The organism is Streptomonospora nanhaiensis (assembly GCF_026642255.1).
GTDB lineage: Bacteria > Actinomycetota > Actinomycetes > Streptosporangiales > Streptosporangiaceae > Nocardiopsis > Nocardiopsis tropica.
Window position 1 is genome coordinate 803154 of sequence record NZ_CP113264.1, and the last position, 24633, is coordinate 827786.

Annotated in this window: 26 protein-coding genes and 1 tRNA gene; 11 read left to right on the forward strand and 16 right to left on the reverse strand. The window is 73.9% G+C overall.

Annotation, left to right across the window (positions count from 1 at the left end; genetic code table 11):
• The first annotated feature begins 17 nt into the window (after window positions 1–17).
• Window positions 18–701: a GntR family transcriptional regulator gene (locus tag OUQ99_RS03645; protein ID WP_267948008.1), complete on the forward strand. Its 684-nt coding sequence runs from the start codon at window positions 18–20 to the stop codon at window positions 699–701.
• Window positions 702–726: 25 nt separating this feature from the next.
• On the opposite strand, the gene OUQ99_RS03650 is transcribed toward OUQ99_RS03645, so the two are convergent.
• From OUQ99_RS03650 to OUQ99_RS03690, 9 genes are all read right to left on the reverse strand, one after another.
• A complete protein-coding gene (locus OUQ99_RS03650; protein WP_267948009.1) occupies window positions 727–1224 on the reverse strand; it encodes a DUF2087 domain-containing protein in 498 nt (165 codons plus the stop codon).
• A gap of 69 nt (window positions 1225–1293) precedes the next feature.
• Entirely contained in the window at window positions 1294–2112 is an 819-nt protein-coding gene (locus OUQ99_RS03655; protein WP_267948010.1) for an HAD family hydrolase, read from the reverse strand.
• Window positions 2112–3098, reverse strand: a complete 987-nt coding sequence (locus OUQ99_RS03660; protein ID WP_267950237.1) for an STM4011 family radical SAM protein — start codon at window positions 3096–3098, stop codon at window positions 2112–2114. Before OUQ99_RS03660 ends, OUQ99_RS03655 begins: the two co-directional genes overlap by 1 nt.
• A gap of 152 nt (window positions 3099–3250) precedes the next feature.
• Window positions 3251–4603 (reverse strand): STM4012 family radical SAM protein, encoded by a 1353-nt coding sequence (locus OUQ99_RS03665; protein ID WP_267948011.1) that lies wholly within the window; start codon window positions 4601–4603, stop codon window positions 3251–3253.
• Window positions 4600–5457, reverse strand: a complete 858-nt coding sequence (locus tag OUQ99_RS03670; RefSeq protein ID WP_267948012.1) for an STM4013/SEN3800 family hydrolase — start codon at window positions 5455–5457, stop codon at window positions 4600–4602. Before OUQ99_RS03670 ends, OUQ99_RS03665 begins: the two co-directional genes overlap by 4 nt.
• 68 nt (window positions 5458–5525) lie before the next feature.
• Window positions 5526–6653: an STM4014 family protein gene (locus tag OUQ99_RS03675; protein ID WP_267948013.1), complete on the reverse strand. Its 1128-nt coding sequence runs from the start codon at window positions 6651–6653 to the stop codon at window positions 5526–5528.
• Window positions 6650–7726: an STM4015 family protein gene (locus OUQ99_RS03680; RefSeq protein WP_267948014.1), complete on the reverse strand. Its 1077-nt coding sequence runs from the start codon at window positions 7724–7726 to the stop codon at window positions 6650–6652. Before OUQ99_RS03680 ends, OUQ99_RS03675 begins: the two co-directional genes overlap by 4 nt.
• Before the next feature lie 75 nt (window positions 7727–7801).
• Entirely contained in the window at window positions 7802–8794 is a 993-nt protein-coding gene (locus OUQ99_RS03685; RefSeq protein WP_267948015.1) for an STM4015 family protein, read from the reverse strand.
• Between the two features lie 40 nt (window positions 8795–8834).
• On the reverse strand, window positions 8835–9359 hold the full coding sequence (locus OUQ99_RS03690) for a MerR family transcriptional regulator (RefSeq protein WP_267948016.1): 525 nt from the start codon (window positions 9357–9359) through the stop codon (window positions 8835–8837).
• Between the two features lie 57 nt (window positions 9360–9416).
• On the opposite strand from OUQ99_RS03690, the gene OUQ99_RS03695 reads away from it, so the two are divergent.
• The 3 genes from OUQ99_RS03695 to OUQ99_RS03705 all read left to right on the forward strand — a co-directional run bounded on the left by OUQ99_RS03695 (window position 9417) and on the right by OUQ99_RS03705 (window position 12324).
• Entirely contained in the window at window positions 9417–10007 is a 591-nt protein-coding gene (locus OUQ99_RS03695) for a class I SAM-dependent methyltransferase (RefSeq protein WP_267948017.1), read from the forward strand.
• 136 nt (window positions 10008–10143) lie between these two features.
• Window positions 10144–10935 (forward strand): class I SAM-dependent methyltransferase, encoded by a 792-nt coding sequence (locus OUQ99_RS03700; RefSeq protein ID WP_267948018.1) that lies wholly within the window; start codon window positions 10144–10146, stop codon window positions 10933–10935.
• A gap of 177 nt (window positions 10936–11112) precedes the next feature.
• Window positions 11113–12324 carry a phospholipase D-like domain-containing protein gene (locus OUQ99_RS03705; protein ID WP_267948019.1) on the forward strand — a complete coding sequence of 404 codons (1212 nt, stop codon included), beginning with the start codon at window positions 11113–11115 and terminating at the stop codon, window positions 12322–12324.
• A 103-nt stretch (window positions 12325–12427) separates the two neighbouring features.
• Here the strand turns inward: OUQ99_RS03705 and OUQ99_RS03710 are convergent, their stop codons facing one another.
• The gene (locus tag OUQ99_RS03710) at window positions 12428–12652 is read right to left on the reverse strand and encodes a calcium-binding protein (RefSeq protein WP_267948020.1); all 225 of its coding nucleotides are present in this window, start codon (window positions 12650–12652) and stop codon (window positions 12428–12430) included.
• A gap of 420 nt (window positions 12653–13072) precedes the next feature.
• Here OUQ99_RS03710 and OUQ99_RS03715 point away from each other — a divergent pair, with 420 nt between their 5' ends.
• A complete protein-coding gene (locus tag OUQ99_RS03715) occupies window positions 13073–14251 on the forward strand; it encodes a right-handed parallel beta-helix repeat-containing protein (RefSeq protein WP_378554025.1) in 1179 nt (392 codons plus the stop codon).
• 279 nt (window positions 14252–14530) lie between these two features.
• On the opposite strand, the gene OUQ99_RS03720 is transcribed toward OUQ99_RS03715, so the two are convergent.
• Window positions 14531–15115 carry an SMI1/KNR4 family protein gene (locus OUQ99_RS03720; protein ID WP_267948021.1) on the reverse strand — a complete coding sequence of 195 codons (585 nt, stop codon included), beginning with the start codon at window positions 15113–15115 and terminating at the stop codon, window positions 14531–14533.
• A gap of 208 nt (window positions 15116–15323) precedes the next feature.
• A tRNA-Arg gene (locus OUQ99_RS03725) sits at window positions 15324–15396 on the reverse strand.
• A gap of 417 nt (window positions 15397–15813) precedes the next feature.
• Between OUQ99_RS03725 and OUQ99_RS03730 the strand changes: the two genes are divergently transcribed.
• Entirely contained in the window at window positions 15814–16920 is a 1107-nt protein-coding gene (locus OUQ99_RS03730; RefSeq protein ID WP_267948022.1) for a D-alanyl-D-alanine carboxypeptidase family protein, read from the forward strand.
• A 102-nt stretch (window positions 16921–17022) separates the two neighbouring features.
• Here OUQ99_RS03730 and OUQ99_RS03735 read toward each other — a convergent pair whose 3' ends face one another.
• The 4 genes from OUQ99_RS03735 to OUQ99_RS03750 all read right to left on the reverse strand — a co-directional run bounded on the left by OUQ99_RS03735 (window position 17023) and on the right by OUQ99_RS03750 (window position 19667).
• The gene (locus OUQ99_RS03735) at window positions 17023–17427 is read right to left on the reverse strand and encodes an MscL family protein (RefSeq protein WP_267948023.1); all 405 of its coding nucleotides are present in this window, start codon (window positions 17425–17427) and stop codon (window positions 17023–17025) included.
• 95 nt (window positions 17428–17522) lie between these two features.
• Entirely contained in the window at window positions 17523–18173 is a 651-nt protein-coding gene (locus tag OUQ99_RS03740) for an SAF domain-containing protein (protein WP_267948024.1), read from the reverse strand.
• 107 nt (window positions 18174–18280) lie between these two features.
• Complete coding sequence (locus OUQ99_RS03745; protein ID WP_267948025.1) at window positions 18281–18661, reverse strand: FmdB family zinc ribbon protein; 381 nt, start codon at window positions 18659–18661, stop codon at window positions 18281–18283.
• Between the two features lie 373 nt (window positions 18662–19034).
• Window positions 19035–19667, reverse strand: a complete 633-nt coding sequence (locus OUQ99_RS03750) for a 5-formyltetrahydrofolate cyclo-ligase (protein ID WP_267948026.1) — start codon at window positions 19665–19667, stop codon at window positions 19035–19037.
• 204 nt (window positions 19668–19871) lie between these two features.
• Here OUQ99_RS03750 and galU point away from each other — a divergent pair, with 204 nt between their 5' ends.
• The 5 genes from galU to OUQ99_RS03775 all read left to right on the forward strand — a co-directional run bounded on the left by galU (window position 19872) and on the right by OUQ99_RS03775 (window position 24357).
• Window positions 19872–20810, forward strand: coding sequence for a UTP--glucose-1-phosphate uridylyltransferase GalU (gene galU, locus OUQ99_RS03755; protein ID WP_267948027.1), 939 nt, complete (start codon window positions 19872–19874; stop codon window positions 20808–20810).
• A 156-nt stretch (window positions 20811–20966) separates the two neighbouring features.
• A complete protein-coding gene (glp, locus tag OUQ99_RS03760; protein ID WP_267948028.1) occupies window positions 20967–22199 on the forward strand; it encodes a molybdotransferase-like divisome protein Glp in 1233 nt (410 codons plus the stop codon).
• Window positions 22200–22369: 170 nt separating this feature from the next.
• Window positions 22370–22888, forward strand: coding sequence for a cyclic pyranopterin monophosphate synthase MoaC (gene moaC, locus OUQ99_RS03765; RefSeq protein ID WP_267948029.1), 519 nt, complete (start codon window positions 22370–22372; stop codon window positions 22886–22888).
• The gene (locus OUQ99_RS03770; protein ID WP_267948030.1) at window positions 22881–23399 is read left to right on the forward strand and encodes a MogA/MoaB family molybdenum cofactor biosynthesis protein; all 519 of its coding nucleotides are present in this window, start codon (window positions 22881–22883) and stop codon (window positions 23397–23399) included. Before moaC ends, OUQ99_RS03770 begins: the two co-directional genes overlap by 8 nt.
• 250 nt (window positions 23400–23649) lie before the next feature.
• On the forward strand, window positions 23650–24357 hold the full coding sequence (locus tag OUQ99_RS03775) for a GNAT family N-acetyltransferase (protein WP_267948031.1): 708 nt from the start codon (window positions 23650–23652) through the stop codon (window positions 24355–24357).
• Window positions 24358–24633 lie beyond the last annotated feature (276 nt).

Sequence of the window (24633 nt, forward strand, 5' to 3'; positions counted from 1 at the left end):
GATTCCGGAGATTCCCTATGGCCTCGCAGGGGTTGAACACCGTCGCAGGACGGATCCAGCGTCCCGTACCGCTGCGCGAAGCCGTGTACGAGGCCATCCTGGACCTGATCACCACCCGGGCGCTCTCACCCGGCCACCACCTGGTCGAGACGGAGCTGGCCCAGACCCTGGGCGTCTCGCGCCAGCCCGTCCGCGAGGCGATGCAGCGGCTCAGCAACGAGGGGTGGGTGGACCTGCGCCCCGGCTACGGGGCGTTCGTGCACACGCCCACCGAGAGCGAGGCCGACCAGCTCCTGGCGGTCCGCGCGCTGCTGGAGACCGAGTCGGCCCGCCTGGCCGCCGCCAACGCCTCGCCCGAACAGGTCGGCCACCTGCGCGACCTGGTCGCCGCCGGGCGCGCGGCGACCGAGCTCGCCGACACCGACGCGGTGGTCCAGGCCAACGCCGACTTCCACCGCACCGTCACCGAGGCCTCGGGCAACCGGGTGCTCGCCGAACTGGCCGCCCAGGTGGACCGGCGGGTCCGCTGGTACTACGCCCCGGTCGCCCGCATCCGCGGCGCCGCCTCCTGGGACGAGCACGCCAGCCTCGTCGACGTCATCGAGGCGGGGGACGCCGACCAGGCCCTCAGACTGATGAGCGAGCACACCGAGCGCACCCGGCGCACCTACCACGAGCGCGTGGACGGCGACGGCTCCTGAGTCCCCGCGGCGGGGTCGCGGCGGCTCAGTCCGCCGCGACCCGGTACGCGCTCCCGTCGGCCTCGCGCGTCAGGTACCCCTCCTCCACCAGGTACCTGCGCATCGAGGACGGGTCGTCGAAGCAGGTGCGGATCGCCGTGTTCACCTGCTTCTCGGTGTAGACCACCCCGGGCGCGAAGAGCCGCCCCGCGATCCGCGCGAAGACCCCTCGGCGCAGCTCGCGCCGGACGGGCAGGGCGGTCAGCCGTCCCTGGTGGAACAGCGCGTCCACGGGGTCGCGCCCGGCGGGGGCGTTCTCCTCCAGGGCGGCCGCGAACACCCCGGGCACGCACACCACGCGCCCGCCCTCCTCCCTCACGAGGCCGGCGTCCGCCAACCGGCGCAGGTGCCGTACGGCCGCGGAGCCGCCCGCGCGGAGGTCCTCCGGGGCGGCGCCGCCGGCGCCCGCCGCGACCACGCGGGCGTAGAGCGCGAGCCGGTCGGGGTCGGCGAGGGACGAGACGATCTGGGCGGGGTGCGGCACGGTGCTCCTCCTGGCATGGGTTGTCCGCACCCATGAGACCGGAGGGGACGGGCGCCCCGCCAGCGGTTTTCAGCGCCCGGCGAGCAGCCGCTCCACCACCCTGGCCACCCCGTCCTCGGTGCTCGCCGGGGCGACGCCCAGGCCCAGGGCGGGATCGAGCAGGTCCGGGTGCCCGTCGGCCATGGCGTAGCCCATACCGGCCCAGGACAGCGCGGCCAGGTCGTTGGGCATGTCGCCGAAGGCCGCGACCTCCTCCGCGGCCACCCCCCACCGCTCGCAGACCAGTGCCAGGGTGGTGCCCTTGTTGACCCCGGACGCGCTCAGCTCCAGCAGTCCGTGCCCGCCCGAGTAGGTGACCTCCACCAGCGATCCGACCGTCTCCACGGCCGCCTCGTGCAGGAGGTGGACCGGGGTGCCGCCGGAGCGCACCAGCAGCTTGGCGATCGGGGAGGTGCGCTCCAGGAGCTCCTCGGCGGAGTCCAGGACCCCGCTCACCCAGTCGCGGTGCGCCCACGGTTCGAGCAGGTAGCCGGGCTCGTGGAAGAAGCCGGTACCCGTCTCCACGCCGAAGCCGAGGTCGGGCAGCGCGCCGCGCAGCTTCTCGACCACGGTGCCCGCCGTCTCCGGGGACAGGGCGCGTACGAGGGGCTCCTCGTCGGGGAGGTGGGCGAGCGCGCCGTTGCCGCAGAGGACGGCGGCGGAGGTGAACTGGGAGGAGATGTGCCACGTCTCCCGGGGCGGGCGGGCCGTGGAGACGACCACCCTCACCCCCGCGTCGGCGGCCGCCGCCAGCGCTTGTCGGTTGCGGGCGGAGACGAGGCCTCCGGAGCCCAGGAGAGTGCCGTCGAGGTCGGTCGCGATGACCCGGGGAAAGACCATGTGTCGCATTATGTCTGTCTCCGGTGACGGTTTGAAGTGGCGCCGTCCGGGCCCGGTGCGGGCGGCGCCGCGGCCGGGAGGACCGCCGGGACGCGTTCCACGACGCCGCCCCGGAAGACGTCGTAGAGGTCGAGGGTCTCCAGGTGCACGTAGCCGATGTGGCAGTCGCAGCTGGTCAGAGGGCAGGGGGACGGTCCGGGGTCCAGGGCGAACGACCCGTCGTAGAGGTTGCCCATCGGGGTGTCCACGAAGTGGCATCGGCGCACCCCGCCGTCGGCGTCCACGGACAGCACACTGTCACCCGTGCGGCAGGGCCGTCCGAGGCTCGGGTGGGGGTGCCGGCTGTAGTGGAAGTGCGGGTCCAGGGCCTGCCACTCCGCGGCCTCCCCGTCGGTGTAGGTCCGGCCCTCGGCGGCGTTGACCCACAGGTACACGTCACCGGGCAGGTCGGCCCGCATCCTCCGGGCCGCCTCCAGGTGGTCGGGCTCGCCGACCACGCCGACGCTGAACCGCACCCCCGCGGCGGCCAGCTCCCGGGCCTTGGCGAGGAAGCGCTCGTGGGACACCTGGCCGGGGTGGTAGGTGGTCCACAGCGCGGTGGACGACAGGTCGCAGTCGGCCAGCCAGCCCAGTCGGCCGCTCAGGTTGGTCTGGATCGCCACCCTCTCCACGTGGGGCAGGCGGCTGAGCCGGACGATCGCGGTCCGGTACCAGGAGCGCACCAGCCCCTCGCCCCAGGGGGTGAACAGCACCGAGACCCGGGTTCCCGGGTTCTCGGCGGGGCGGTCGGCCACCCAGTCGGCGAACCGCTCCAGGGCGGCCCGGTCCGCGCGCAGGGTCCCGGGGTCGTCGCGCCGCTTGGCGAAGGGGCAGTACGGGCAGTCGTAGTCGCAGCTGGCCAGCGGCCCCCGGTAGAGGAGGGTGAGGTGCGGGGGGAGCTCCGGCGCGGGGCGCGCCCGGTCGGGGGCGCCCGGGGCGCGGGGCGCGGGGGACAGGGCCCCGTGGATCCCCGGCCAGGGGAGCGGTGTCACCCGCGGGGGCGCGGCCGGGGCGGGGGGACGCTCCGACCCGGCCGCGGCGGGGCACGCGGCCGGGTCGGAGGCGCGGGCGGGGGGAGCCCCGTGGTCCGCGGCGGGTTCCACGGCGCTCACCGGGCCTCGTACTCGGCCATCAGCGCCGACACCCGGGCGGAGAAGGCCATCGGCCCGACGGCGTCGGAGTGCGCGAGGCCCTCCGGGCTCAGCCGCACCGTGCCCGGACCGCCGTCCGGTTCCAGCCAGCCGCGCGCGCCGAGCGCGGCGAACAGCTCCGGGAAGTCCTCCGCGGGGTGGCCGCCGAACCGCTCCGCGTAGGCGGCGGCGTCCATGGCCTCGGCCCGCAGCAGAGACTGGACGAGGTGGCGGCGCCGGCGCTCCCCGTCGTCCAGCAGGAACCCCACCTCCGCGTGCGCGAAGTCCCCCGCGCCGCGTCCCACGTAGTCCGCGATGATCGACCGCACGTGGCCCACCCCCACCGCGTAGTCGAACGAGTAGTGGGCGGACGCCGTGTACGACCGCGCCCCGCACCCGAGCCCGACCATGCCGTCGGTCTGGCAGCAGTGGTCCGGCACGTCCGCGCCGGTGGCGGGCGCGTCCGCGCGCCGGAACATGCGCATGGACACCTGCTCGTAGCCGCGTTCCAGCAGGTGGTCGCGCCCCTGCCGGTACAGGCCCAGCCGGTGGTCGTCCCAGTCCCGGGCGCGGCGGCCCAGGCCGGTGAGAGGCCGCACGTACAGGGGGTAGAGGTAGACCTCCTCCGGGGCCCATTCCAGCGCCGTGTCCAGGGAGTACGCCCACGTGCGGGCGTCCTGCCGGTCGATCCCGTAGATGAGGTCGAGGTTGAGGTCGGCGGAGGTGTGCCCGCGCACGGCCGCCAGGGCCCGGTCCACCTCGGCGCGTTTTTGCGGACGCCCCGCGGCGTGGGCCTCGGAGTCGAGGAAGCTCTGCACGCCCATGCTGATCCGGGTCAGGCCGCGCGCCTGGAGCACGTCCAGCCGGTCGGGCGTGGCCGTGGCGGGGGAGGTCTCCACCGAGACCGGTGTCCGGGAGAGGTCCACCCCGAACGCGCGTTCGGTCAGGTCGTAGACCCGGACGAGTTCGTCCGCGGTCAGGTAGGTGGGCGTCCCCCCGCCCAGGGCGGCGCGCGCGAACCGGAACCCGTCGGGCAGCACCGCGGCCACCTCCCCGGCCTGGCGCTCCATCGCGTCCAGGTACGCGGTGACCTGCTCGGCCGGGGGCGTGGACCGCGTGAACAGGTTGCAGAACCCGCAGCGCATCTCGCAGAACGGGATGTGCGCGTACAGGGACAGCGCGCTCACGTCCTCGTCCCGCCACAGGTCGGCCAGCGGCGGGCGGTCCGCGAAGGGCCGGTAGGCGCTCTTGTGCGGATAGGCGTACACGTACGACCGGTACGGGGAGTCCTCGCGCACGGGTTCCGGGCGCGGCACGGGGGTGACGGTCACGGGGTCGCCTCCTCGGCGTGGACGGGTGCGGTGCGTCCCCGGGGCAGGAACGCGTGGGTGTAGGGGACCGTCCATACGGTCTCGTGGCCGATCCGGTGGCCGGTGTACCCGTCCTCGCCGTAGGCGGTGCCGTGGTCGGAGCACACGATCGCGAAGCACGGGCGGCGGGCGGACATCGCGGCGAGGAGGGGCGGCAGGTGCCGGTCGACGTACTCCAGGGCGGCCGCGTGGCTCTCCGGGGTGTCGCCGTCCCCGGGGGAGGCCCCCGGCAGGTGGAACCAGTTGGGCTGGTGCAGTGCGGACGCGTTGAGCAGCAGGAAGAGGGGCCGGTCGGCCGGGCGCTCCCCGGCGATCCGCACGGCCCGCGCCACCTGGTTCTCGAAGGAGCGGGGGTCGGCCACGCCGAACGACTCCTCCCAGTGGCTCTCGGCGAACATGTCCGGGATCACCGACCCCACCGCCGACCGCCGGTTGAAGAACCCCGTCCCCCCGACACAGGCCGTGTGGTACCCCGCTTCGGCGAGGCCGGAGGCCAGGTCGGGGGTGTCGAAGGTCCAGGTGTGCGGCGCGGTGGACACGCTTCCCGGGAAGGCGGCGGCGAACAGGCGCGGATGGGGGCCGGGCGCGGCCGGGGTGGGCAGGAACCCGGCGAGCATCGCCAGGTGGGAGGCGTACGTGAAGCTCCCCGGGGCGTGCCTGCGCTCCCACCCCCCGTCCGGCAGCAGGCGGGCGAGGTGGGGGGTGCGGCCCGCCCGCGCGAGTTCGTCGGCCACGTCGAAGCGCAGCGTGTCCAGGGTGAGCAGCAGGATGTCGTGCGTGCCCACCACGGCGTTCATGTCGGGTTCGGTGCTCATCGTTCTTCTTCGGGAGGAGGTGTGCGCGCAGGCCCGGTGTGCGGGTCCGGCTCTTCGGGGGCGGTCCCTCAGGGGGCGGGGACGGGAGGGGCGGGCGCGCCGGTCGGGAAGCGGCCGGCGGCCAGGGCGTGCAGCTGCTCCGCGTAGGTGTCGCGGCCCTCGTGCAGCACCCCGGGGAGGAGGTCGCCGAAGGCGTTGACCTCGCAGACCGTGAACCGCCGCCAGCCGGGCGAGGGCATCAGGTCCACCCCCGCGTGCAGGGTGCGGGGGAAGCACGCGGCGGCGGCCTCGGCGGTGGCCGTCGCCTCGGCCCAGGCACGGGGGCCGACCGACTCCCGCAGGGCGTCGATGTCGCCCCGGGCGTTGCCCAGGTGCAGGTTGGTCATGGGCGAGGACGACGTGCGCGCCACGACGTGGGTGGCTCGCCCCGCGACCACCACCACCCGGAGGTCGAGGACGCGGCCGTCGAAACCGGCCTTGGGCACCCACCGCTCGACGTGCAGCCCCTCGGGGGCCAGGGCGTCCACGACCGCCGCGATGTTGGGTTCCGACGTGTAGGTGCGCGGGCGCAGGCTGTTGAAGAGGCGCACGGACCCGTCCCCGCCGCGCACGAGGTCGGCGGTGGTCACCGCCCGGACCCGGCTGTCGGACGCGACGGCCAGCGCGACCACCCCGGAGGCGGAGGAGCCGTGCGCGGGCTTGACGAACACCCGTGTCCAGCCGTGGTCGGCCATCGCGGCGCGCAGCGACGCGTAGCCCGTGACCGGGCCGGGCAGCGCGGGGGCGACCGGGACCCCCGCGCGGGCCAGGCGGGTGTGGCAGCGCCGCTTGTCGCACATGTCCACCAGGTCCTGCGGATCCTGGAGCAGGCGTGCGCCCGGGGCGGCGGCCACCGCCTCCGAGAGCCGGTCCAGGGCGGCCCGGAACCCGGCGTGGTGGTCGGCGGTGCCCTCGGCGCGGTACGGGTCCGGGGCGCGGTCCCAGCCGCGCAGCAGGCGCTCGGTCTCCACGTCGCCGCCGGGGGAGTCCACCCGGACCAGTCCGCCGTCGGGCAGGCGGACCGGCCCGGCGGCCAGCTCCCGCCACGGCACGACCGAGGGCGGCGCCAGGCCCGCGGACCGGGCCGCCGCGAGGAACAGGTCCAGGCGGCGGTTGCCGGGGACCCCCACCACGACCAGGGGCCGCTCCCGGGTCACTCGGAGACCGCCGAGTAGCGGTGGACGTGCGTCTCTCCGCCGTACTCGCCGACGTCGGGCTCCCGGGGGTCGGACACGTCGACCTCCACCCCGGCCCCGGCGAACTCCGCGCGGACGCGTGCGGCCGTCTCCTCGGACATGTAGTGGTGGTGCAGGTCCAACCGCTTCAGGCCGCGGAAGGCCGGCGCCCCGAGGAGCGCCCGGGCGCCCTCGTCGGTGAGGGTGCCCAGGGAGAGGTCGAGCGTGTCCAGCGAGGAGAGTACGGGCGCCCCGGCCAGCGCGGGGATCCAGTCGTCCAGTTCCTCGGCGTTGCGCAGTCCCAGGTGGCGCAGGCGCGGGAAGGCCTCGCCGGAGAGGACGGGGGCCAGGTCCTCCGGGGTGCTCTCACCGCCGTACTCCTTGGAGCCCGGCCACAGCTCCAGGCGCTCCAGGCCGGGCAGCGGGGACGCGCACACGTCCCGCACGACCTCGGGCCGGAGCGCCCCGCTCTGCACGGTGAGGCTGCGCAGCGCGCGGTGCTCCCCGAGCGCCAGCCCCAGGCCGGCGCTGCCGCCGCGGACGGTGAACTCGGCCAGGTCCGGGAACGCGGCGAGGAGCGGGGAGAGGTCGCCGTGCTCGATCCAGGAGATCTCGTTCTCCTGCTGGCGGATCTCACCGAAGAACAGGGACCGCAGGGCGGTCAGCTTCGGCGCGATGTCGAGCAGCCGGTCGCGGACCTCGTCCGGGGGCATCGCCTCGTAGTCGCCCCCCATGTACCCGACGATCAGGGCGGTCACCTCCGCGGGCGCGACGATCTCCGCGAACCGGCCGAGGTACTGGCCCAGGGTGTCGATCGGGCCGTTGGAGCCCGTGCCGTAGGAGGGGGTCTCCATCCGCAGCCGCCAGGCCGCCGAACCCGGGTCGGCGATGGCCTCGAAGAGCCGTTCGTAGTTCTTCGGGTGCTCGGTGTGCGGCTCGCGGCGGTTGCGGGCCCAGTACATGGCGAGCCCGAAGTCGTCCCTGAGGGCGTCCCACCCCGTGAACTCGACCACGGGGAGGCCGGCGAACTCCGTCAGGTGGCTGCGGTTCGGCAATGGTTTCTCCTGCCTGGGATTGCGGACGCCCCTATGTCTAACAGCCTGGTGCGACACCGCCGACGGCGCCTCCGCTCACTCGGAGACCGCCGTGTAGTAGTGGAACTCCCCGTCGTGGGCACGCGGGCTCTGGACATCGGACAGGTCGACCTCCACGCCGGGGAGCGCGGCGCGGAGGCGTTCGGCCGTCCCCTCGGACACGTAGTGGTGGTGCAGGTCGAGCCTCCGCAGGTGCCGGAAGGCGTCGGCGGCGCCGATCAGGGCCTCGGCGCCGGTGTCGGTGAGGGTGCCCAGGGACAGGTCGAGGACGTCCAGGGAGGCGGTCACGGGCGCCCCCGCCAGGACGGCGATCCAGTCGTCGATCCCCTCGGCGTTGCGCAGGCCCAGGTAGCGCAGGGCGGGGAAGGCCCCGCCGGAGAGGACGGGCGCCAGGTCCTGCGGCGTGGTGTCGCACCCGTACGTGTCCACCCCCAGCCACAGCTCCAGGTTCTCCAGGGCGGGCAGGCCGGAGGAGGCGATCCCCCGGCACACCCGCCCGGGCAGGCCGCCGCTCTGGACCGTGAGGGTCCGCAGGCCGGTGTGCTCGGGGAGGTGGAGGTCGAGCCTGCCGCCGCCCACGGAGGTCTCGCCGGTCCCGCGCACGGCCAGCTCCTCCAGCGCGGGGAAGGCCGCGGCCAGGGGGGAGAGGTCGCTCTGCTCGATCCAGGAGATCTCGTTCTCCTCGTAGACGATGTCCCCGAAGAACAGCGCCCGGAGCGACGGGAAGGCCTCCGCGTGGGCGATGAGCAGGTCGCGCGGGACCGTCGACGGCGATTCGGGGCCGTCCCCCCAGGTCCCGATGACGAGCGCCCCCACCCGGGCCGTGTCCACGTCCGCCAGGAAGCGGGCGAAGTACGCGGGGAAGGTCTCCGCCGCCTCGTACGGGTCGGCCCGCAGCCGCCACGCCACCGAACCCGGGTCGGCGAGCGCCGCGGCCAGTTCGCCGGGGGCCGGCTCCTTCGCCTCCGTCGCGGGGAACTCGACCACGGGGAGGTCGGCGTACTCGGTGAGGTGGGTGCTGTTCGGCATCGTCTGCTCCAGGGGCCGGTCCGGGGTTTCGGCACCCGTTCTAGCAGTCCGGGACGACATGCCGCCCGGACCGCGTCCCGGTCCCGGGGCACGGTGTGCCCGCCGGGGGGCGGAGGGCGTCCGGGAGCCTCTCCCGGGGGGTGCGGCCGGGGCCGTGGAGGGCGGGACACGTCGACGACGCCTCCAGCATCTCCCGCATCCGCGGGCACTCCAGAAAGTCCTCGGCGCCGCAGGACACGACGTGCGCCACCATCTCGCGGGCGGCCCGCAGCCGCTCCAGGCGCTCGTCCAGCAGGGCCAGGTGCTCGGCCAGCCGCGCCCGGCGCGACCCGCCGTCCGGGGCGGAGACCACCCCGCGGATCTGGGCGAGGCTCAGCCCCGCCTCCTGGGCCTGCAGGACCAGCGCGACCTGGACGCGCTGTTCCGGCGCGTACCGGCGCCGGTCGCCGGAGCGGCGGGCCGGCTCCAGCACCCCCTCCGCCTCCCAGTGCCGCAGGACGTGGGCGGCCAGGCCGAACTCCCCGGCCAGTTCCCCGATGGACAGCTCCGACGCACTTGACTTCATGTGGACATTAACTTCCAGACTGGAGGTCCGGTCAAGGGCGGGAACGGGGAGGGTGTCATGGACGAGCGGACCGAGCGCGTGCGCGGTGACTGGAACCGGTTGTCGGGGCGGTACGAACAGGGGGCGCGCCTCCAGGAGGCCGTGCTCGGGGGCGTCCGCGCGAGGCTGTGCGCCCCGGCCCAGGGCAGGGTCCTGGAGGTCGCGGTGGGCACGGGCCGGAACCTGGCCCACTACCCCGCCGGAGCGGAGGTCACCGGCGTGGACCTGAGCCCCGCCATGCTGGAGCACGCGCGGGCCCGGGCCTCGGCCCTGGGCGTGGACGCCTTGCTCCGGGAGGGCGACGCCCAGGCGCTCTCCTTCGCGGACGGGGAGTTCGACACCGTCGTGTGCGCGCTCGCCCTGTGCACGATCCCCGACCAGCGCCGGGCCCTGGACGAGATGCACCGGGTGCTCCGGCCCGGCGGGCGCCTGCTGCTGGTCGACCACGTCGACTACACGCGCTGGCCCTTCCGCCTCCGGGAGGCGCGCAAGGAGCACCCGCGGCGGCTCCCGAGGACGGTCGCCGCGGAGGCGGGCTTCACGGTGGACTCCCACGACCGGGTCGCCCTGGGGTTCGTCGAGCTCGTCGCCGCCCACCGGGGGCCCTGACGGGGCGGAGCGGGCCCGCCCCGTGGGACGGGCGGTCCCCCTCGGCCCGCCCCGCGCGGACGGCGCCGCGGCGGTTCCGGGGCCTCACCGGCGCTGCGACGGGACAAGCCCGGGTGGCCGGTGTGACAGTGGTGGCATGGCTACGCACAGCGAACTCCGCGATTTCTGGGAACGCCGGCTCGAAGGCGACTGGACCGAGAGCGGCGTCGGGTACCGGGCCCTCGGAAGGCCCTTCAACACGTGGATGTACCGGGTGCGCGAGGAGGTGTTCCTGCGCGAGGTCGCGGGCCTGCGGCCGCGCGGGGCCGACGTCCTCGACGTCGGCAGCGGCACCGGTTTCTACGTGCGGCTGTGGGACCGGCTGGGCGCGTCCGCGGTCACCGGCTCCGACATGACCGAAGCGGCCGTCGAACGCCTGCGCGAGAGGTTCCCCGAGCACCGGTTCGTCCGCCAGGACGCCTCGGAGCTGGACGCCTTCGAGGACGGCTCCTTCGACGCGGTCTCCTGCATGGACATGCTCTTCCACATCACCGACGACGAGCGCTACACGGCCGCGGTCCGCGAGTTCGCGCGGGTCCTGCGCCCCGGCGGCCTGCTCGTCATCTCCGAGAACTGCCTCCGGCGGCCGGAGCAGCGCGGTGAGCACCAGGTCAACCGGACCCTCGCGTGGATCGCCGGGACCGCGGACAAGGCGGGGTTCGACATCGTGCGCCGCGTCCCGATGCTCGTGCTGATGAACGCCCAGGTCGACGCCGCCCTGCCGTGGCGCAAGGCATGGGGCGGGGTCCTGCGCGCCGCCACGGTGACCGCGCCGACCGGCTGGCTCGCGGGCGCCGCCCTCTACCCGCTGGAGCGGCGACTGGTCCGGGGGCGGAAGGAGAGCCCCACCACCGAACTCGTCGCGCTCCGCCTCCGCGAGCGGGCGTGATGCCGATGTGACGGGGGACACGTGCCGACCGTGTGAGGGGGTGGGCGGCGCGCCGGGTTACGGTTGGGGTCCACCTTGTGCCGGATGCGACGGCCTCCGGGGTCGGGCCCCCGGCGCGGCGGCCGGCCTGTTCGGGAGGCGACTTTGCCACGCTCCAGACGTTCCACGCTCAGATCCGTGGTCAAGTGGGGGCTCGTGGGTCTGGTGACCACCCAGGTCGCGGTCGCCGCGACCCTCATGGGGATCAACCACTGGCGCAGGAAGGTGCGGCCGCACCGCGCGAACTTCCCCCGGACCGCCCCCGCCGAACTGCCGGTCGGCGACACCGCCGCCACCGTGTACACCTACGGCGAGGACGTGTTCGAGGACATGCTCGCGGCGATCCGGGGCGCCCGCCGCCGGGTCCTGTTCGAGTCCTACATCATCAAGGACGACCGGGTCGGCCACCGGTTCAAGCAGGCGCTCATCGAGGCGGCCCACCGGGGCGTCGAGGTGTACGTCGTCTACGACGGCTTCGCCAACCTCGTGGTCCCCCGGTCGTTCTACCGCTTCCCCGACAGCGTGAAGGTCCTGCGCTACCCGGCGTTCCGGCCGGGCGTGCTCCTCCTGAACGTCCGCAAGTCCGGCCGCGACCACCGCAAGATCCTCACCGTCGACGGGGAGGTGGGGTTCGTCGGCGGCTACAACGTCGGGTCGCTGTACGCCACCGAGTGGCGCGACACCCACCTCCGGGTGTCCGGCCCGGCGGTGTGGGAGCTGGAGAACGCGTTCGCGGACTTCTGGAACATGAACCGCCGGGGCGGACACCCGGAACTGGTGGGGCTGGGGGAAGCGGAGTGGAACCCGCGGTTCCGTGTGCACCGCAACGTGCCCGAGCAGCTCATCTACCCCATCCGGGCCATGTTCCTGGAGGCCATCGACCGGGCCAAGGACCGGGTGCTGTTCACCCAGGCCTACTTCATCCCCGACCGCGAGCTCCAGCGGGCGCTGATCGACGCCGCCGAGCGCGGGGTCGACGTCAACATCCTCGTCCCGGAGAACTCCAACCACATCATCGCCGACTGGCTGGCCCGCGGGCTGTACTCGGCGCTCCTGGGCGGCGGGGTGCGGCTGTGGCTGTACCAGGACGCCATGGTGCACGCCAAGACGGCGACGGTGGACGGCCGCTGGTCGACGGTCGGCACGGCCAACGTCGACCGGCTGAGCCTGACCGGGAACTACGAGATCAACGTGGAGATCTTCGACGAGCACGTGGCGGCTCACCTGGAGGACGTCTTCGCCAAGGACCTCACCAACTGCCGGGAGCTGACCGCCGAGGAGTGGCGGAGCCGGCCGTTCGCGGCCAAGTTCAGCGAGGTCGTGCTCGCACCCTGGCGCCCGTTCCTCTGAGGGCGCCGCTTCCGGCGGTGGAGGTCCGGCGGATCGGCCGCGGCGCCGCCGCCGTTCCCGTCCCGTCCCGTCCCGAGTCCGTGCGCGGCGCCGGGTGGGCGGGTCAGCTGCGGCGGCGCTTGGGCGGCGGCCCCAGCCTGGTCGTGAAGAAGGGGTCCGGATCCGCCTTCCGGGGCCTGGGGCCGCCCCAGTGCTGCGGACCGGGGTGCGGTGTGCGGTGGAGCGCGTTGGCGATGGCCGAGGCGGATCCGCCCCGCTGCCGGGAGGGCGGGCCGGTCTCCTCGTCCCCGTCCGGCCCCTCGTCGGGGGCGTGGTCCCCGTCTGTCATCCGAATACCCCCCGACCTGCTGTGACGTCTGCTCCGACCGGTCCATCATCGATCGGCGGGGGCGAATTGTCATGCCGACACGGGGGCCGGCGCGCGACCTTCTGCCGGGGGAGGCCGCCCTCCGCCGGGACGGGCGCCGGCGGAGGGGCCGAGCCGGGGGCCGCGGCATGGCGGGCATGTTTCCATAACATGAAATCCGCATGACGGCCAGACCGTTGACACCCCGTGGGCGGCGTTCTACCTTCTGTGCTGAAAGCGCTTTCCAACAGAAGGGAAGACCTCGACCGGCGCCACGGCGGCGGCCGGGGCAGGCGCGACCCGCGCGGCGGACGCGGGCCCCGGCACCCCGGGGACGGTCCGGACGCCGCGGCGGGACGGTTCCACCCCCCTCGGACCCTCGGACGAAGTCGGAGAAGAAGAATGCGAACCAGACCCCTCATCGCGTGCGCCGGCCTGCTGGCGGCGGCGCTCGGCGTCACCTCCGCCGGCGCGGCGCAGGCCGAGCCGACCCCCCTGGCGGACACCGTGCTGTACGCGTCGCCGGACGGCGACGACGGCGCGGGCGGCACGGAGTCGGACCCGACCACCCTGACCTCCGCGATCGACCGCATCAGCGCGGGCGGGACGGTCTACCTGCAGGGCGGCGTCTACGACCTCCCCGACACGGTCACCCTCCCGGAGGGCTCCGGCGGCTCCTCCGGCGCCCCCACCGAGCTCTTCGCCGCCCCCGGTGAGAGCCCCGTCCTGGACTTCTCCGCCCAGAGCGAGGACCCGGCCAACCGGGGGCTCGCCCTGGAGGGCTCCCACTGGCACATCCGCGGGATCGTCGTCCAGAACGCCGGCGACAACGGCATCTTCATCAGCGGGAGCGACAACGTCGTCGAGCGCACGGTGACGCGCTCCAACCGCGACACGGGGCTCCAGATCTCCCGCCGGACCTCCGACACCCCCGAGAGCGAGTGGCCCGCGAACAACCTGGTCGTGAGCACGGTGTCCCACGACAACGTCGACTCCGACGGCGAGGACGCCGACGGCTTCGCGGCCAAGCTCACCTCGGGTCCCGGGAACGTCTTCCGGGACACCGTGGCCCACAACAACATCGACGACGGCTGGGACCTCTACACCAAGTCCGACACCGGCCCCATCGGTGCCGTGACCGTCGAGGACTCCCTCGCCTACGGGAACGGCACCCTCAGCGACGGCTCCCAGGCGGGCGACGGCGACCGCAACGGCTTCAAGCTCGGGGGCGAGGACATCGGGGTGGACCACGTCATCCGGGGCAACATCGCCTACGACAACGGCAAGCACGGGTTCACGTACAACCGCAACGTCGGCTCGATGACGGTGTCGGACAACATCTCCATCGGCAGCGAGGAGCGCAACTTCAACTTCGACGGCGGCTCCTCGGTGTTCCGCGGCAACACCTCGTGCGACAGCGGCTCCAACGACCGGATCATCGGCGACTCCGACGGCTCGAACCAGTTCTGGTCCGGCTCCGACGGCCCCCGGTGCTCGTCCTACGACGGGGACCTGGACTGGTCCTTCGACGACGACGGCACCCTCGTCGTCACCTTCGGCGGCACCCCGGTGACGCGATAGGAGGGGGCCCCGGGCGCGCCGCACCGCCGGATCCCGGCTCTCCGACGGACGCGCGCACCGGCCCCTGAGGCCGCGGACCCGTGCACGCACGCCGGTCCGGCCCCCACCGCCCGTCCGGCGCCCTCCGGGGCGGCCGGACGGGCCTTTCGCCGCACCGCCGCCGCGCGGAGGCGTCCACGCGGGGAAGACGCCCCCGGCGGCGGGGAGAGCGCTTTCCGTCGATCCTCCGGCCGTCGGCCCACACACGGGCGGGCATCGCGGCCCGAGGCCGGGCCCCGGTCAGGAGCCGACGGCGATCCGCGGCGCCTCCGCCACGAGCGCCGCGAAGTCCCCGTACGGTTCGGGGTCCCCGCCGTCGCCGGGCCACCACGTGTAGGCCGTCCACTCGCCGTCACCGTCGGCGCTGTCGGCGTGCAGCAGCCACATGCCGCCGCTGCCCCCGTCGTCGTCGGAGATCAGCAGGCAGCGCTCCAGTACGCGGAGCCGGTCGGCGAAGTGGCCCATGTGCGGTTCCGACCACCAGGAGTAGAGCTGGGGGTCCTCCTCGGGGAACCAGCCGATCCTCTCCACCGGGAGCAGGTCGAAGGTGTAGGCCAGGGTGCTCCAGCCGTTGCTGACCAGGAGGAAGTTCCGGTAGGACGGCGGCAGCGACACGCCCAGGCGCTCCTCCGCGGCGAGGACGGCCTCCTCGGCGGCCGGCTCGTACCCGAGCCAGCGGTTCTCGCGCTGGGCGGGGCTCACCATCCACTCGGCCCTGTCCTCGGCCTCCGCCGTGCGCAGGTAGGCGGAGTCCAGGAACTCGGAACTGTGTTCGTTCAGGAACGCGCGCCACCGGACCGCGGTCCTCGGCGGGGAGGGGTCCATGTCGGTCGTCCTTCGGGGGTCGGGGGCTCGGGAGTGTCGACGATTCTCGCACCCCCGCGTCGCCGCCGTACCTGCCGGACGGGGCGGGAGGAAGCCGCCGTTGCGCGACGGCCGACAGGGTTCCGCGGACCGGGTGGACCGGGATCCGGAGCAGGCCCTGGAAGCGGATCGGGGTCCCTCCCGAAGGAGGGACCCCGATCCACACGTGCGGCCCCAGCAGGATTCGAACCTGCGACACCCGCTTTAGGAGAGCGGTGCTCTATCCCCTGAGCTATGGAGCCATGGGTTCGGCGGAGGTATGCGTTGCCCCGCCGCAGGGCCAAGCCTAACCCAGGATAGAGGTGAATGGGGTGTCGGACCGTGTTCCCGGGGTGTGACTGGGGGACTCTGCGTGCATGGCGGAGTACGCTGACCTACGATTGGTTGTCCTGGCGCGTTGTGACGTTGTTCATGACGCGTGGTGCGTCATGGCCGGATATGTGCGCCGATCGCCCTGAAGGGCGGGTCGGAGTGAGGCCCGCACAGTGATGACCAGGTACTTCACCGACGGCCGGGGAAGACGGCGGCGGGACGGGCGCGAGCCCGCACCGCGTCCGCTTCCTCCGGCGCAACGGTTCCGTGTGTCCGCATGTGGACATGTAGTACGTTCCTTGCGGTCACGGGTAGGTGTTCGAGGAAAAGCAGCCGGAGGATCATTCGTGCCGTTCACTTCTGATCCGGCGCGGCGCAGGTCCCGCGTGCCGGATGGCGGCGGGGCGCTCACCGCGTTCGCGGCGTTCCAGCGTGTCCGTTGCGTCCAGGCGCTGACGCTCGTGCTGGTCACCGCTCTGCTCGTCGTCCCCGTCCACCCTGCCGCGCTGGCGCCGGCCGCGGCCGACCTGGACGAGTTCCGCGAGCGGGCGGAGGCGTCCTCGCAGGAGCTGGAGGAGGCCACCGAGCGCCACGTCGAGCGCCAGGAGGAGTTGGAGTCCGCCCAGGAGGAGCTGGTCTCCACGCTCCACGAGCTCCAGCAGACCGAGCTCGAACTCGGTGAGATGCGCGAGCCCCTGGCCACCCTCGCCAGCACCCTGTACCAGCAGCCCGACGGCGGCCTGCTCACCATGCTGACGTCGGGCACGCTCGACGACGACCTCCAGACGCAGTCCTACGCGGCGAAGATCTCCGAGAACAACCAGGCGCTCATCCAGGACGCCACCGACCTCCGCGAGGAGCAGGTCGAGCTGGCGAGCCAGGCGCAGGAGCTCCAGACCACCACCCAGCTGGAACAGGTGGAGCTCGCGGCGGAGGTCGAGGAGCTGCGCGAGCAGTCCGAGACGAGCATGAACGAGCTCGTCCAGGAGCTGGAGGACCGGGGCATCGACCCGGACGCCTACATGGCCGCCGCGGACTGCGACCCCTCGGCGGCGTCGAGGGCGAACGGCTCGCCCAACGGCCTGCTGCCGTCCGACGCCCTGTGCGACCTGTACGACGACAAGCAGCTGCGCGCCGACGCCGCGGTCGACTTCCTCGAACTCAACATGAGGTACGTGACGGAGTTCGGCGAAAACATCTGCATCACCAGCGCCTACCGCGACCTGCCCAACCAGCACCGCGTCTACGCGCAGGAGCCGCCCGGCTTCGCCGCAGTCCCCGGCACGAGCAACCACGGCCTGGGGCAGGCGATCGACCTGGGCTGCGGGATCCAGAACTTCAGGTCCGAGCGCTGGAACTGGATGGAGGCCAACGGGGCCGACTTCGGCTGGCACCATCCCGCCTGGGCGAAGTCCAGTCCCTTCGAGCCCTGGCACTGGGAGTACAGCAGGTGACCCCCGGGGGCGGCCCGCACGGGCCGCCCCCGACCTGTGTCCGGGCCGTTCACGGCCTCCCGCGCGGCAGGGAGGAGGGACCGTGGCCCGGCCCCGGAACGGTCAGACGGTCTCCGGCACGACCTCGCTCGTGCAGTGGGAGCACCGGGACGCCTTCTTGTCGATGTCGACGCAGCAGTAGGGGCAGGCCCGGGTGGTGGCCTCCTCGGCCTTGACGAACCTCTCCATGAGCTTGCCGAGCGGCAGGACGATCAGGAAGTACAGGACCGCGGCGGTGATCAGGAACGAGATCAGGGCGTCGATGAACGAGCCGTACATGAACCGGCTGCCGTTGATCTCGAAGTAGAGGTCCCCGAAGGTGGGGATGCCGCCGAAGATCCCGATCAGCGGGGTGATGAACCCCTCGGTGAACGCGGTGATGAGGTTGGCGAAGACCGTGCCGATCACGACCGCGACCGCCAGCTGCACCAGGTTTCCCTGGAGCAGGAACTTCTTGAAGCCTTCCATGGAACAGCCCTACGTACTCGATGTGTGTGGGAGAGCCGGGGCGTCCGAGGGGCGCTCACCGGCGCCCGCCAGCTTTCACCACCACACGTCATCGGTCAACCGCGAATGGTGATGGACAGGCGTGACGCCGTGGCGTGCCCCGCCAGGCTTCGGGCCTCCGCGGGCGTCGCGGCGATGAGGATCAGCGCACCTCCCCCGCCGCCCCGGTCGGACTCGGCCGGAAGGGCGAGGACGGGACGGTCGCTGACCACCTCCACGGCGGGCCCCGCGCGCACCGGGGCGAACTCGTCGGGGCTCCCCGCGGCGAGGACGTCCACCCGGCTGCCGGGGGAGAGGAGCCCGACCGCACCGGGGTCGGAGACCCGTACGGGGACGGCCACCAGGCCGGGCCCGTACGGGCCCGCGGGAGGGTCGGAGAGGCGGGCGTCGGTGATCACCTCGCCCCGGCGCACCGGGGACGTGAGGGAGAGGCCCGCCGCCTCCGTGTCGGCCGGGAGCGCGCCGTCCGGCACCGCGTCGGAGGGCAGGGGGCGCGGGGCGAGGTCGCCCGCGGCGAGCGGTGACGTGGCGTCGAGGTCCCTGGCGGCGACGAGGACGAGGCCGGCCGGCTCCGGGGGCGGGCGCACCGCCAGAACGGCGCTGAGGAGCGCGGCGGCCGCGAGGAGGGCGGCGACGACGCGCCGGTGCCGGTCCAGCAGGCGGGTGAGCGCCCGGCGGTGCCGGTAGGGGGGTGGTGCGCTGGTCATGTTCCAACGCTAGGCCGCGGCGGGGCCGTGCGGCCGTTGTCCACAGGCCGGACGTGCCGAGCGCCGCCGAGTGTTCGGCGGCGCTGCGTCGGTCAACGGCCCTGCGGCTAACCTGCCGCGGCGGCGGTGCTGCTGGTCGTGCTGGTGCTGGTGCTCGTGCCGGCGCCGGTGCCCGCCTTGGAGCCCGAGTCGCCGGAGGAGCTCTTGGCGTCCGTGCCGGAGGAGGCGGTGCCGCCGGACTCGGAGGAGCCGGAGTCCTTGCCGTCGCCGGAACCGGCGTTGGACCCGGTCAGGACGGAGCTGTTGGAGGTCTTGCCGCTGTCGGTGCGGTAGAAGCCGGAGCCCTTGAAGACGATTCCCACGGCGGAGTACACCTTGCGCAGGCGTCCCTCGCACTCGGGGCAGACGGTCAGCGCGTCGTCGCTGAAGCTCTGCACGACCTCCATCTGGGCGTCGCACTCGGTGCACGCGTACTGGTACGTAGGCACTGTTCCGGGTCCTCCTTGCTGGCACTCTCGCCCGTTGACTGCTAAATAGTACGCGCTCGCCGACCGGAGCCGCGACAGCACCTCGCGCCGAGCGCGCGGCAGCGGCCCAGGTGCCGGAACGGTGGCGTCGCCGGGGCGCGACCGCCAGGGACAACGCCCGGCCCGGGCGGGATAATCCCCGCCGCCACGGGCCGGGAAGGACGCCCCGGCCGGCTGCCCGGGGCCCTCCCGGACCGCTCCTCCCCGCGAGGGCGCCCCCGGCGGGCGGTCCGCACCCCGTCCGCGGGCCGCCGTCCGTGCTCGGGCCGTCCTTCGGCGGGACCGCCACCCGGCCCGCGCGTCCGCGGGCCGCCGTCCGCGCCGGGGACCCGCGTCACACGGTGTCGTCTCCCCCGGGCCACACCCCGCCCGCGAACACGCGCAGGCCGCCGCCGGGTGTGAGGACGGCGTCCACCGGCCGGTCGTGCGGCTCGGCGGGCAGGGAGTCCACGAGTTCGTCGTCGTGCACCAGGGCGATCGCCGGGGTGTGCGGGCCCTTGTGCGCGAGTGCGCGGTCGTAGCAGCCGGCGCCCCGGCCGAGCCGGTTCCCGTTCCGGTCCACGGCGAGGGCGGGGCAGACCACGGCGTCCGCCCGGGCGAGCGCCCCGGGGCCGTAGCGGTGCCCGGTGGGCTCCACCAGGCCGTGCCCGGCCGGGGCCAGGCCCTCGGGCCCGTCGAAGGCCGCCCAGTCCAGGTCGCCGCCGGGCAGGAACACGGGCAGCAGCACGTACGTGCCGCGCTTCCACAGGGCCGTCACCAGCTTGCGGGTGCCGGGTTCCCCGCCGACGGAGTAGTAGCACGCGACCGTCCCGCCCATGGCGAGCCACGGGACGCCCATCAGGGCGTCCCGGACCGCCGACCCGACCCGCGCGCGCTCCTCCGCGCCCCGGGCCCGCCGCCGGGCGAGGACGTCCCCGCGCAGCCGGGCCTTCTCCGACGGACCGCCGTCACCGCTGCTCCCGCTCATGGGGCCAGTGTGGCAGCGGGACGGACCGGGCGGCGAGGGGGCCGCTCCCGCCGGGGCGGTCCGGGCGCGTCCGGCGGAGCCTGCCCCGGGCGGTGAACGCCCGGTGGCGGTTTGCGCTCCGCCGCCCGAAAGAGCGGGGACTTCTTGGCGCCCGGCCGGGCGTCGGGGCGCCGAGACGGCCGGGGACTGTCCTAAAGTGCCGACATGAACGACGCCACCGAGCAGAAGCGACCCTCCGCGTCCGCGCCCGTCACCAAGGCGGTCGTGCCCGCGGCCGGCCTGGGCACGCGGTTCCTCCCCGCGACCAAGGCCACGCCCAAGGAGATGCTGCCGATCGTGGACAAGCCCGCGATCCAGTACGTCGTGGAGGAGGCGGTCGCCGCCGACCTCAAGGACGTCCTGATGATCACGGGACGCAGCAAGCGCTCCATCGAGGACCACTTCGACAGGGCCTACGAGCTGGAGGAGGCACTGGAGGCCAAGGGCGACGACGCCCGGCTGCGCTCGGTGCGCGAGTCCAGCGACCTCGCCCAGGTCCACTACGTCCGCCAGGGGGAGCCCAGGGGGCTCGGCCACGCGGTCCTGTGCGCGGAGGCGCACGTGGGCGACAACCCGTTCGCCGTGCTGCTCGGTGACGACCTCATCGAGTCGGCCGACCTGCTGCGCCGCATGATCGAGGTGCGGGAGAGGCGCGGGGGCAGCGTCGTCGCCCTCATGGAGGTGGAGCCCGAGCAGGTCTCCCTGTACGGGTGCGCGGGCATCGAGCCCACCGACGAGGAGGACGTCGTCGCCGTCACCGACCTGGTCGAGAAGCCCGCGCCGGAGCACGCCCCGAGCCGCTGGGCGATCATCGGCCGCTACGTCTGTGATCCGGCGGTCTTCCCCGTCCTGCACGAGACCCCGCCCGGCCGCGGAGGGGAGATCCAGCTCACCGACGCCCTGCGCGAGCTCGCCCGGCGCAAGCCCGAGGACGGCGGGACCGTGCACGGCGTCCTGTTCCGCGGCCGCCGCTACGACACGGGGAACAAGGCCGACTACATCCGCACGGTGGTGGACTTCGCCTGCCGCCGGCCCGACCTCGCGGACGAGCTCCTGCCGTGGCTGCGCGACTTCGTCGAGCGCCAGGACGCCGGACGCCCCTGACCCGCACCGGGGGCGCCCGCCCGCGGGCCCGGCACGGCCCGGCGGCGCCGGGAGGCCGCGCACACGGGGCCGGACGTGGTGACAATGGGATGCGCATCAACTCCTGAGGGAGGGGAGACGCTCCGCCCCAGGAACCGCGACAACGGAGGAACCCCCGTGAAGAGCGTCGAACAGCACGTCGCCGACGTCCTGGCACTGATCGCCGACCCGCAGCCCACCGAGCTGGACCTGCTCCGGGCACACGGCTCGGTGCTCGCCGAGACCGTCACCTCGCCGGTGTCGCTGCCGGGCTTCGACAACTCGGCCATGGACGGGTACGCCGTGTGCGCCGCCGACCTGGAGCCGGCCACGGCCGACTCCCCGGTCCGCCTGCCGGTGGTCGGCGACATCCCCGCCGGCGACCCCTCCCCCGCGGCGGTCCGCCCGGGCCTGTGCGCGCGCATCATGACCGGTGCTCCGATGCCCTCCGGGGCGGACGCGGTCGTGCCGGTCGAGTGGACCGACGGCGGCGTGGCCACGGTGGCCGTCGACCGCCCGGTCCGCGTCGGCAACGCGGTGCGCCCGGCCGGGGGCGACGTGGTCGAGGGCGCGGTCGTGCTCCGGCCGGGCGGGCGCATCGGCGCGGGGGAGATGGGCGTGCTGGCGGCCGTCGGCCGCCGCTCGGTGTCCGTGTACCCCCGGCCGCGCGTCGTCGTGCTCTCCACCGGTGAGGAGCTGGTCGAGCCGGGGCGCCCGCTCGGGCCCGGCCAGATCTGGGAGTCCAACAGCTTCATGATCGCGGCGGCCGCCCGCGACGCCGGGTGCGAGGTCCACCGCCACGGTTTCGTCGGGGACGACCCCCGGACGGTGCTGGACACGCTGGAGGGCCTGCTGGTGCGGGCCGACATCGTGATCACGACCGGCGGTGTGAGCATGGGCGCGTACGACGTCGTCAAGGAGGTGCTCACGCGGGAGGGCACCGTGGAGTTCACACAGGTGGCGATGCAGCCGGGCAAGCCCCAGGGCTTCGGGGCGATCGGCCCGGACCGGACCCCGATCGTCACCCTCCCGGGCAACCCCGTGAGCGCCTTCGTGTCGTTCCAGATCTTCGTCCTCCCCGCGCTGCGCCGCCTGCGCGGGCTCGACCCCCGGGGGCTGCCGACCGCGCGCGCGGTCCTCACCGCCCCTGTGACCTCGCCGAAGGGCCGCCGCTCCTACCTGCGCGGCGTCCTGGAGGAGTCGCCGCACGGGCGCGAGGCCGCCCCCACGGTGTCCCCGGCCCTGCGCCAGGACTCCCACCAGCTCTCCGCGCTCGCCGGGGCCAACGCGCTGATCGTCGTGCCGGAGGAGACCACGGAGCTGGCCGCGGGCGGAGCCGTCGACGTGGTGCGCCTCCCCGATCCCGCCTGAGGGGCGGCCCGCGCGTCCGGCCTCCCCCGGGTGCGGCGGTCCGGGAGTTCGCGGATCGGTGGGCGGACCGTCGCCGGGGTGCCGTACGGTCGTGGATGGCGCGCCGCGGCGCGCCCGGACACCGCCGTCCCGGCCGTGTTCCGCGTACGAGCGCAGAAGCTGGCGGACCGATGAGCGACACCCCACGGACGGAGGGGGCAGACCACCCCTCCGGCTTCACCCACCTGGACGCCTCCGGCGCGGCGCGCATGGTCGACGTCTCGGAGAAGCGCGTGAGCACGCGCACGGCCACGGCCACCGGCCGCGTCCTGCTCGGCGCGGAGGCGGTCGCCGCCCTGCGCGGGGGGACGGTGCCCAAGGGCGACGCGCTGGCCGTCGCGCGGATCGCGGGCATCCAGGGGGCCAAGCGCACCCCCGACCTGGTGCCGCTGTGCCACCCCATCGCCGTGCACGGCGTGGAGGTGGACCTCGCCGTCGTGGACGAGGGGGTCGACATCAGCGCCACGGTGCGCACGGCCGACCGCACCGGCGTGGAGATGGAGGCGCTCACCTGCGTCATGACCGCGGCCCTCGGCCTGGTCGACATGGTCAAGGCCATCGATCCCGGGGCCGAGGTCACCCGGGTGCGGGTCGAGGAGAAGACCGGCGGGCGCAAGGGCCACTGGAGGCGCGGTGGCGGCGGTGAGTGAGCCGGGGGGCCGTACGCGCCGCGTCGCGGTGGTGACGGCGTCCAACCGGGCGGCGGCCGGGGTCTACCCGGACCGGTCGGGGCCCGTGGTCGCCGACCGGCTGCGCGCCGCGGGCTTCGCGGTCGTCGGTCCGTGGGTGGTTCCGGACGGGGCCCCGGTGGCGGAGGCGATCTCCCGGGCCCTGGACGAGGGGGCCGACGCGGTCGTCACGACCGGAGGCACGGGGCTCACGCCGCAGGACCTCACGCCCCAGGCGACCCGGCCCCTGCTGTCGTACGAGATCCCGGGGATCGCCGAGGCGCTGCGCGCGGCGGGCCGTGACAAGGGCGTGCCCACCGCGATCCTGTCGCGGGGGCTGGCCGGGGTGGCGGAGAGGGGAGGCCACCGGATGCTCGTGGTCAACCTGCCCGGTTCCCGGGGAGGCGCGAACGACGGGATGGACGTGCTGGAGCCGGTGCTCGGCCATGCCTTGGACCAACTGCGTGGCGGAGATCACGCCCGCCCCGAATGACGCCGAACAATGACCGGAATCACAGGCCGGGCATTCCGTCCCTCGATCATTCTTTGACCTTGGATCGCTTTTCGGTGCGTGAGTATTGGAGTTAGGAATCAGCCGATTCCCGCGTTGTGAGAGTGACGCCCGCCACGTCACCCGTGCGGAGTGGAATACTGGAACCCGTCACCGACGCGGGGGGTCCGGCGCCTCCGTCCCCGGTGGCGCGCCCCCGGGCGGTGGCGCCGGGGGGATCGAAGGGACGGTCGTGAATCGCAGACAAGGGTGGCCCGTCACTCTGGAGGAGGGGCCGGTCGCGCTCAGACCCCTGCGGCTCCGCGACGCCGTCGCACTGCGTGACACCCGCTCGCGCAACGAGGAGTGGCTGCGTCCGTGGGAGCCCACGTATCCCGAGATGCCGCTGCGCACCACGGGGCTGGCGCCCTACGTCGCGATGCTCCAGTCCATCCGGAGAGAGGCCAGACAGGGCCTGTCCATGCCGTGGTCGGTGACCTACGACGGCCGGTTCGTCGGCCAGCTCACGGTGGGCGCCATCGTGTGGGGCTCGGCGCGTTCGGCCCAGGTCGGCTACTGGATCGACAGCGCCTACGCAGGCCGGGGCGTCACCCCGACGGCGGTCGCGCTCGCGGTCGACCACGCGTTCTTCGGGGTCGGCCTCCACCGGATCGAGGCCAACATCCGCCCGGAGAACCGGGCGAGCAGGCGGGTGGTCGCCAAGCTGGGGTTCCGGGACGAGGGGGTGCGCAGGCGCCAGCTGCACATCGACGGGGCATGGCGCGACCACATCTGCTACGCGATCACGTCGGAGGAGGTCCCCCAGGGAATGCTGCGCCGCTGGCGCGACGGGTCGTCCTCGGGGTCCGGTTCCGGCCCCGGTTCCGCTTTGGGGCCACAGGGCCCGAACGGCGGCGGAGATCCGCGGGACCCGGCGAGTCCGCAGTCCGGGGCGAACTGAACGTGGCACGATCACGGTTGCGCTCGGCGTCTAAACCTCGCTTTAGCGACATTGACTCATTACTTTGCGTTGAATTGGGACTGCGCTCCGCAGTCAACTACTGACCTGCGTTTTTACCCCCGGGCGTCGGGCGGCCGAAACTGGGGGTCCACAATCTTGCGACACTCCGGTCGGAATGTGGCGCATTTATGGACACGGGGTCGTACCGTGCGGAACATAGACGCATTGACGATGCGGCCAACGCGTGGATATGGCTCCCGGGAATCACCCCGGACC

What these genes read in the sequence shown, in the direction of transcription:
- OUQ99_RS03645 (WP_267948008.1), top strand. Translation starts at nt 18, where the DNA reads ATGGCCTCGCAGGGGTTGAACACCGTCGCAGGACGGATCCAGCGTCCC.
- OUQ99_RS03655 (WP_267948010.1), bottom strand. Translation starts at nt 2,112, where the DNA reads ATGCGACACATGGTCTTTCCCCGGGTCATCGCGACCGACCTCGACGGC.
- OUQ99_RS03670 (WP_267948012.1), bottom strand. Translation starts at nt 5,457, where the DNA reads ATGAGCACCGAACCCGACATGAACGCCGTGGTGGGCACGCACGACATC.
- OUQ99_RS03685 (WP_267948015.1), bottom strand. Translation starts at nt 8,794, where the DNA reads ATGCCGAACAGCACCCACCTCACCGAGTACGCCGACCTCCCCGTGGTC.
- OUQ99_RS03690 (WP_267948016.1), bottom strand. Translation starts at nt 9,359, where the DNA reads ATGAAGTCAAGTGCGTCGGAGCTGTCCATCGGGGAACTGGCCGGGGAG.
- OUQ99_RS03695 (WP_267948017.1), top strand. Translation starts at nt 9,417, where the DNA reads ATGGACGAGCGGACCGAGCGCGTGCGCGGTGACTGGAACCGGTTGTCG.
- OUQ99_RS03700 (WP_267948018.1), top strand. Translation starts at nt 10,144, where the DNA reads ATGGCTACGCACAGCGAACTCCGCGATTTCTGGGAACGCCGGCTCGAA.
- OUQ99_RS03710 (WP_267948020.1), bottom strand. Translation starts at nt 12,652, where the DNA reads ATGACAGACGGGGACCACGCCCCCGACGAGGGGCCGGACGGGGACGAG.
- OUQ99_RS03715 (WP_378554025.1), top strand. Translation starts at nt 13,073, where the DNA reads ATGCGAACCAGACCCCTCATCGCGTGCGCCGGCCTGCTGGCGGCGGCG.
- OUQ99_RS03720 (WP_267948021.1), bottom strand. Translation starts at nt 15,115, where the DNA reads ATGGACCCCTCCCCGCCGAGGACCGCGGTCCGGTGGCGCGCGTTCCTG.
- OUQ99_RS03735 (WP_267948023.1), bottom strand. Translation starts at nt 17,427, where the DNA reads ATGGAAGGCTTCAAGAAGTTCCTGCTCCAGGGAAACCTGGTGCAGCTG.
- OUQ99_RS03740 (WP_267948024.1), bottom strand. Translation starts at nt 18,173, where the DNA reads ATGACCAGCGCACCACCCCCCTACCGGCACCGCCGGGCGCTCACCCGC.
- OUQ99_RS03750 (WP_267948026.1), bottom strand. Translation starts at nt 19,667, where the DNA reads ATGAGCGGGAGCAGCGGTGACGGCGGTCCGTCGGAGAAGGCCCGGCTG.
- galU (WP_267948027.1), top strand. Translation starts at nt 19,872, where the DNA reads ATGAACGACGCCACCGAGCAGAAGCGACCCTCCGCGTCCGCGCCCGTC.
- moaC (WP_267948029.1), top strand. Translation starts at nt 22,370, where the DNA reads ATGAGCGACACCCCACGGACGGAGGGGGCAGACCACCCCTCCGGCTTC.